The organism is Virgibacillus byunsanensis (assembly GCF_042675965.1).
Classification (GTDB): Bacteria; Bacillota; Bacilli; order Bacillales; family Amphibacillaceae; genus Virgibacillus_R; species Virgibacillus_R byunsanensis.
In genome coordinates this window covers 1-8,211 of sequence record NZ_JBHTKJ010000070.1, presented here as the reverse complement: position 1 = coordinate 8,211, position 8,211 = coordinate 1, and the positions used below count along the sequence as shown (strand labels likewise).

Below are 8,211 nucleotides of genomic sequence, written 5' to 3'. Positions count from 1 at the left end.
CGATCCCAGACGGCAGCAATAGCGAGCGTTCTTAGAAATAAGCCTAAGTTACGTCGCATTTTACATCTATTGTGACAAAAACAACACGAAAATAGCCTAGAGCAAAGACATCAGGAATCACGTAGTACGTGAACCTGATGCCCTCGATATGGCCATACATAATGGTTTAATCTATGACACTTTCATTCCTTTACTCTTTATTATATAACCCCTTGTGCAATCATTGCATCTGCTACTTTTACAAATCCAGCTATATTTGCACCAACAACCAGATTTCCAGGTGCACCATACTCCTCTGATGCTTTCATACTTACACGATAAATTTCTTTCATTATGCCCTGTAATTTGGCGTCGACTTCTTCTCGCGTCCAAGCTAGTCTGGAGCTGTTTTGTGCCATTTCTAATGAGGAGACTGAAACGCCGCCAGCATTTGTTGCTTTGCCAGGACCAAATAACACTTTATGATCAATAAAAATATCAATTGCTTCTTGTGTAGAAGGCATATTTGCACCTTCCCCTACCGCCTTTACTCCATTGGAAAGTAGTGTTTCTGCCGCTTCTATATCAAGCTCGTTTTGCGTTGCACATGGTAAAGCGATATCACAAGGAATGGACCATATCCCTGAACATCCCTCCACAAATACAGCATCAGGATGTTCTAATACATACTCATAAATTCTTTTATTGTCTATTTCTTTCAATTGTTTAACCGTACTAAGATTTATCCCATTTGGATGATAAATATAGCCGCTTGAATCACTGCATGCTACTACTTTTGCTCCTAACTCCATTGCTTTTTCCATCGCATAAATCGAGACATTTCCTGAACCAGATACCACAACAGTACTTTCGTCAAAGCTTAGACCCTTATCTTTTAACATTTCCTCAACAAAGTAAACCGTACCATAGCCAGTCGCTTCTGTACGCCCAAGACTGCCACCGTAACCAATTGCTTTTCCTGTTAATACACCCGCTTCGAATACACCACGTAATTTTTTGTATTGCCCAAACATGTAACCGATTTCTTTAGCACCAACTCCAATATCACCAGCAGGTACATCCTTATTGGGTCCGATATAGTTGGTAAGTTCTGTCATAAAGCTTTGACAAAAGCGCATAATTTCTACATCTGACTTACCTTTAGGGTCAAAATCAGAGCCACCCTTACCACCACCGATCGGTTGACCAGTTAACGAATTTTTAAAAATCTGCTCGAAACCTAAAAATTTAATGATGCTAGCATTGACTGAAGGGTGAAATCTTAATCCACCCTTGTATGGACCGATCACATTATTGAACTGTATGCGATATCCTCGATTTACTTTTACTTTTCCTTCATCGTCCACCCAAGGCACCCTAAAAGTGATTGTTCTATCTGGTTCGACAAGCCTTTCAAGAATTCCTTGAACAATATATGTTGGGTTTTTCACAAGTACAGGTACTAAAGAATTAAACACTTCATTAACAGCCTGTAGGAATTCTGGTTCATTGGGATTACGTTTTTCAACATTTTCGAACAAATGATTCACATAATCCTTAACGTTTTTAGTTTGTATATCTTCAACCTTTTCCATTACTTTCAAACAATCAGCTCCTGTAATAGTTAAAATTTTGCGAATCACTTTTCATTTAGATAGTTTAATTCTATAATTTTATAAACGATAGCTTCAATATTAATAAACGATGAAGTTCATGCTTTTAACGCATGAAGGATGGGGTGAACAGCAAAATGGAAATAAGACAAATACAATATTTCATGGAAGTCGCTAAGAGAGAACATGTGACAGACGCCGCAGACGCCTTGCATGTTGCCCAGTCCTCCGTTAGTAGGCAACTATTCAATTTAGAAGATGAATTAGGAGTAGATCTCTTTATTCGTGAAGGAAGAAGGGTAAAGTTAACCCACTTAGGCAAAGTTTTTTTTGAACGAATGAAACAAGTGACCAATTTGATGGAGGAAGCAAAGAGAGAAGTTAAGGAGTATTTAAGTCCAGATACAGGCACCGTACGAATTGCATTTCCAATTAGTATGGCCGCTCACACTTTGCCATCTATTATTTATGCTTTTCGCACAAGATATCCAGAAGCTAAATTCCAAATGAGTAATGCACTTTATTATGATTTAATTGATGGTGTGGAGAATGGGGAATTTAATTTAGCAATGATTGCACCCATACCACCTAAGGAAATAGAGAACAAAATAAGTGGTACTGCTTTATTTACAGAAAATATTGTTGCTCTTGTACCATTTCATCATCCATTAGCGGATAGACAATCCGTTATGCTGCAAGAATTGAAAGACGACCCATTCGTTGTATTGCCAGAGGGATTTGTATTTCGTACTCAGGTTGTCCATGCATGCAACAAAGTTGGTTTTTCGCCACAAATAGCATTTGAAGGGAAAGATATTGATGCACTAAAAGGGCTAGTCTCTGCTGGTTTAGGTGTAGCCCTAATGCCAGAGATGACGTTAATCGATAACACACCACGGTCCACAGTAATGATTCCGTTAACCGACTTCAATATGACACGTACAGTTGGTGTAATTTATCCAACACAACGTGATTTACTCCCTACTGAAGCATTGTTTTATGAGTTCTTACTTGAGACTTATGATCGACTAAATGAATTTAAAAAATAAAAGGAAAAAACTTTCTTACCTGCATAATCGCAACTAAGGCTTTCGCATAAAGGCTTGGCAATAAGCCACGTTTTCTACTAAAATATGGGAACTTAATTCTTAAAACCTGTTTAATTGAAATATTGATGAGAGAAAACTTTCAATTTAGATAAAAAAAGCGGCTCAATTAAGGGGACAAATTGCGTTTTTGTACTCCAAAACTGAACCGCTTATAATTACTACATTGCTTTTTTCCTTATTACTACTTCGCTTTCCTGTTCTTTTTTCTCCACTTTTCTGATCCGGAATGGTGCAGTGATTAATACAGCGATCAAAACCAGACCGAGATATCCGATTAGCGGATAGAAATATGCAACAAGTTCGGTAAACCCGACAAAGCTTACTGCAAATCCAACAAGTAACGTAATCGTATAAAATATCTTAAACTTGCTTGTCCCTACTTCAGCAAAACGAGCAGTGAACGAGAAGAACATGCTTAATGCCGTATTGAAAATCATGGTAAAAATTACGATAGACATGATTGTTCCCATTACTGGTGAGATATTATTGACAATCGCCAGCATTGGCATTTCTGAGCCACCAACTTGTTCAACTTTGGAGAAAATAGCCAGATTACTTAATATGATTAGAATACCAATACCGAAACCACCAGCCAATCCTCCTAAAGCAGCAGTTTTCCGATCTGCTACAGCACCACCCATTACCAGTGCCATGGATGCACCTACAGCAATGTTAAATGATACGTAATTGATCCCTGAAATAAACCAATTCGGTAATGTTGTCTGCTGCTCTCTAGCAATACTATCCAGATCTGTGAGCGATCCATCAGCTGTCAGAAAACTGTAAACCGAAATAATTAATACAAAGAGAATCAGAAAAGGTGTGATACTACCAATAATATTAACTACTTTGTCAACTCTCAACATTCCTACTAGAAGAACAAGAATCGTCATCAATATCGATCCTGTAGTAAACGACAAATCAAACTGCAGGTTCAGGTTGGAACCTGCACCTGCAATCATTACAACTCCTACACCAAAAAGTGTAAAAATAAGGATATAATCAATAATTAATCCTAATATATTACCACTCAATTTATAGATTACTTCCTTATGTGAAGTCGTTTTCATTCTGCTTCCCAGCCATACAAGCATCATGCCCGCATAAGCAAATAAAGCGGTTGCAACAATGGCACCAATGACGCCCATTAAGCCAAAACTAGTAAAATACTGCAACACTTCCTGCCCAGAAGCAAAACCTGCACCTACGATAACGCCCATAAAAGCGCTTCCAATCATCATTGTTCTCTTCATGCTGCTACCCCCATTTCTATTTTCCCATTACACTATAACATCTCGAAGATGAAATCTTTTTGTGTATATACTAAAATAAGAGTGTAGCTATTTGTTTATTTACTCAAATAATAGATGGAGGAAATATAAATGACAAAACATCCAGATACACTGAAAAACCGTTTAAATAAAGTATATGTTTCTCCTGATGATCTGGCCGACCATATAGCCGACATTTTCAAGTGTCCGATTACAATAGAAGATTCCAATCATCATGTCGTCTCCTACAGCAAACATAAAGAAAATATTGATGAAGCCCGAATTTCAACCATCATGAATCGAAAAGTTCCCGATAAGGTAATAAATGGGCTATGGAAAAATGGTATCATGCCCAGGCTAATTGACAGTGATGATCCTGTTATCATTCCGGAAATAATGGAAATCGGCCTTGGAAACCGTGTTGCCATCTCCATCCGTAAGAAGAATGAGATCCTTGGGTTTATCTGGGCACATACTTCCGATCAAACACTTTCCGATGAAGAAATAAAACTGTTTAAGGAAACTTCCACCTATGTTCAAAAGTTTTTCCTTCAAAGCCGACAACGACGACGAAAGTCTGAGGAGGGTTATAAGGATTTCTTTTGGCAGCTTTTGCGGGGGGACTTCCGGGATGGTGATGAAATTTTACGGTGGGCCAAGCAACTCAATATCAATCTTGATGGTAATAAAGTCATCGTTGTCATTAAATTTTCAGATGAGATTACAGAACAGATGGAAAAGCATGCCTATTACCTTTCAGAATCGCAAGTAAAAGTCTCAGTCATTACCCGATTATTTGATGATAATGAATTTATTATGCTTATTAGGTTAAAAGATGAAGTGCACCCCAAACAAATAATAAGCGATTTTATTCAGCAATTCATTCAGAAAATGAGTAAACAGTTAAAACTAAAGAATGTTCATGGCTCTGCTGGGTTATTCTACCACTCCCCCCAGAATATAACAGATTCCCATCATCAGGCCACAGAAGTATTGAGGCTGAAAGAGAAGTTCCCGGAAAAGCTTAACCGTATTTTTATGTATGAGGAATTAGGCGTTTATCAGTTTATTGAAAGGTTATATGAATTTCAGAAACAAAATCATTATCAAAACCGACAGATTGAAACCCTGCGCAGTTATGATAAAACACATAAAACGTTCCTTCTGTTGACACTAGATGTCTACCTGCAGTGTGATAATAATGTATATCAGGCCGCGAAAACATTATTCATCCATCCCAATACCATGAACTACCGATTAAAGCGTATCAGAGAAGTTAGTGGAATCGACCTGAAAGACCCTAATCAAAAAACAACTCTTTATCTCGATTTGATTATCGAAAATCTAAAAGAAGCATGATTTGTGCATTTACACAAATCATGCTTCTTTATTTCATTTTTTCACCTAATGGAAACGCTTCACAAAACAGATATGATAGGATTATAAATCGGCAAGAAGGGGCTGTTAAATATGATTATTGGAGTACCGAAAGAAATTAAGAACAATGAAAACCGTGTTGCAATGACACCTGCTGGGGTAGCTAATTTAATAAATGCTGGTCAAACAGTTATTATTGAGAAAGATGCCGGATTGGGCAGCAATTTTAAAGATGACGAGTACCAACAGGCCGGAGCGAAGATTATCGAAAATGCTTCCGATGTTTGGAAAAAAGCAGAAATGATCATGAAGGTTAAAGAACCTCTTGCTTCTGAATACAAATATTTCCGCAAGGGGCTTATCCTATTCACATACCTGCATCTTGCTGCAGAGCCTGAATTGGCAAAAGCATTGATTGATAATGAAGTAAATGCAATCGCCTATGAATCTATTACAGTAAATCGCACATTACCGTTGCTTACTCCAATGAGCGAAGTAGCTGGCCGTATGGCTACACAAATTGGAGCGCAATATCTGGAAAAATCCAAAGGTGGTAAAGGTATTCTGCTTGGTGGAATACCAGGAGTAAACCGCGGAAAAGTAACCATTATCGGTGGAGGAGTTGTAGGTACTAATGCTGCTAAAATCGCCCTTGGCCTAGGTGCAGAGGTTACAATTCTTGATTTAAATCCAGTACGTCTGCGTGAATTGGATGATATTTTCGGATCAAGCATTCAAACACTTATGTCCAATCCTTATAACATCGCTGAGGCAGTAAAAGATTCTGATCTTGTTGTTGGTTCCGTATTGATTCCTGGCAGAAAAGCTCCAAAACTTGTAACTGAAGAAATGGTTAAATCCATGCAGCCTGGATCTGTCATTGTTGATGTCGCAATTGACCAAGGCGGTAACTTTGAAACCGTGGATCATCCAACAACACATGATGACCCAATCTATGTAAAACATGATGTACTTCATTATGCGGTTGCCAACATTCCTGGATCTGTACCGCGCACAGCTACGGTTGGATTGACAAATGTTACCGTACCATATGCTGAACAGATCGCTTCAAAAGGAATTGTAAAAGCCATCCATGATAATCCAGCCGTACTTTCCGGCTTAAATGTGGCAAATGGAAAAGTAACCTATCAGGCAGTTGCACAGGATCTCGGATATGAATATGTAACACCAGAAGTCGCATTGCGCCTTGAACAATTCGCTTAATAGACATAAAGTATCCTTCTACATAAAGTAGAAAGGATACTTTTTTGCACTGATAGGGATGTCTAAAATTTTCAGAGATCATGATGAGTGCAACTAAGGCTTGCACTCCATATTATAAGAACGCTATCATCACGGGGAGGGATCATAATGCATCATGAAAGTTATCGAGATACATGGGCAGAAATATCACTAGATACCATTAGGGAAAATGTATTAGCTTTCAAAACCCATATCAGCAGTCATACGAAACTAATGGCCGTTGTCAAAGCAGATGGCTATGGGCATGGAGCAACCGAGGTGGCGGAAGAGGCTATAGCAGCAGGTGCTGATTATTTGGCTGTTGCCCTCTTGGATGAAGCCGTTTTGCTTCGCAAAGCTGGTAATGAATCTCCAATTCTGGTACTCGGCTATACGCCACCGGAAGCTGCAAAAACAGCAATCGAACTGGATATCACCTTGACTGTATTTACTGAAGACGTAGCACGAAGTATAAGAGCAGTCGCAGAATCATCAAAAAAAACAACACGTGTTCATCTGAAAATAGACAGTGGCATGAACCGAATTGGAATAAGCAATCAAGAAGAAGCACTTCAACTGATGGAGTCACTTAAATCCGACTATGTCATTCTTGAAGGTGCTTTCACCCACTTTGCCGATGCGGATAACCCAGATCCAGCCTATACAGAAAAACAATTTAAAGCGTTCAACCAGATTATCGAATTTTTAGAAAAATATGTCCAAATTCCTATCAAACACTGTTGCAACAGCGCTGCAACAATTGCTTATCCAGGCATGCACTTGGACATGGTTCGTGTCGGAATCAGTCTATACGGCTTGTATCCAGGTGAACATCTGAAAAAGAAAATTTCCTTAAAGCAAACGATGAGTCTGAAGACCAAGCCTGTCTACATTAAAACACTTGAAGCGAATAACGCTATCAGCTATGGTCTTACGTTCAAAACAAAAAACAGGAGCCGTATCGCTACCCTACCAATCGGTTATGCAGATGGTTTTTCGCGTTCCCTATCAAACAGGGGTCATGTAACTATCCGTGGAAAACACGCTCCGATTGTCGGAAAGATCTGTATGGACCAATCAATGATCGATGTTACCGAGGTCGGTGATGTTGAAATAGATGATACGATTACTATATTCGGAGAACCTACTGAAGGCTTTATTCCGATGGAAGAAGTGGCTGAGAATATGAACACCATTCATTATGAAACAGCGTGTCTCATAGGTAAACGTATTCCGAGAATCCATATAAAGAATGGAGAAGCAATGAAGAAAAAAGGATTATTAACTAAAGAACCGAAAGATCCGGTTTACAGTCACTGATTTGACTGCTAATTTAATGCAAGAGCCTCCTTATGATTGTTTTTATAGAAATAAGGTACTCAGATCCGCGAAAATTACAATTTTCCTCTTATTTCGATATAAGTGCTTAAGTTGAAATAAATAGAAAGGAAAGAGCTAAGACAAAAGTGTTTTAGTCAAAGTAAATTCCGAACTATGATTCAAAATTCTTAAAATAGAATTCGAATTAGTTCGGATTTATTTTTGTTGCTAATTAGATATATAATGCGAAGTAACTTGAGATGATGGTTGGTGCTGTTATTCGCTCTGGAAATACACTTC

Annotated in this window: 6 protein-coding genes; 4 read left to right on the top strand and 2 right to left on the bottom strand. The window is 38.4% G+C overall.

What is annotated here, in order from left to right; all coding sequences use genetic code 11:
- Nucleotides 1–200: 200 nt before the first annotated feature.
- Nucleotides 201–1,574: an NADP-specific glutamate dehydrogenase gene (gdhA, locus tag ACFQ3N_RS18555; RefSeq protein WP_390364414.1), complete on the bottom strand. Its 1,374-nt coding sequence runs from the start codon at nt 1,572–1,574 to the stop codon at nt 201–203.
- Between the two features lie 155 nt (nt 1,575–1,729).
- Between gdhA and ACFQ3N_RS18550 the strand changes: the two genes are divergently transcribed.
- Nucleotides 1,730–2,641 (top strand): LysR family transcriptional regulator, encoded by a 912-nt coding sequence (locus ACFQ3N_RS18550; RefSeq protein WP_390364412.1) that lies wholly within the window; start codon nt 1,730–1,732, stop codon nt 2,639–2,641.
- Between the two features lie 218 nt (nt 2,642–2,859).
- Here the strand turns inward: ACFQ3N_RS18550 and ACFQ3N_RS18545 are convergent, their stop codons facing one another.
- Complete coding sequence (locus tag ACFQ3N_RS18545; RefSeq protein ID WP_390364410.1) at nt 2,860–3,954, bottom strand: YkvI family membrane protein; 1,095 nt, start codon at nt 3,952–3,954, stop codon at nt 2,860–2,862.
- 129 nt (nt 3,955–4,083) lie between these two features.
- Here ACFQ3N_RS18545 and ACFQ3N_RS18540 point away from each other — a divergent pair, with 129 nt between their 5' ends.
- The 3 genes from ACFQ3N_RS18540 (at nt 4,084) to alr (ending at nt 7,911) form a co-directional block, all read left to right on the top strand.
- Nucleotides 4,084–5,331 carry a PucR family transcriptional regulator gene (locus ACFQ3N_RS18540; RefSeq protein ID WP_390364408.1) on the top strand — a complete coding sequence of 416 codons (1,248 nt, stop codon included), beginning with the start codon at nt 4,084–4,086 and terminating at the stop codon, nt 5,329–5,331.
- Between the two features lie 111 nt (nt 5,332–5,442).
- Complete coding sequence (gene ald / locus ACFQ3N_RS18535) at nt 5,443–6,573, top strand: alanine dehydrogenase (protein ID WP_390364406.1); 1,131 nt, start codon at nt 5,443–5,445, stop codon at nt 6,571–6,573.
- Between the two features lie 147 nt (nt 6,574–6,720).
- On the top strand, nt 6,721–7,911 hold the full coding sequence (gene alr, locus ACFQ3N_RS18530) for an alanine racemase (protein ID WP_390364404.1): 1,191 nt from the start codon (nt 6,721–6,723) through the stop codon (nt 7,909–7,911).
- The last annotated feature ends 300 nt before the right edge of the window (nt 7,912–8,211 follow it).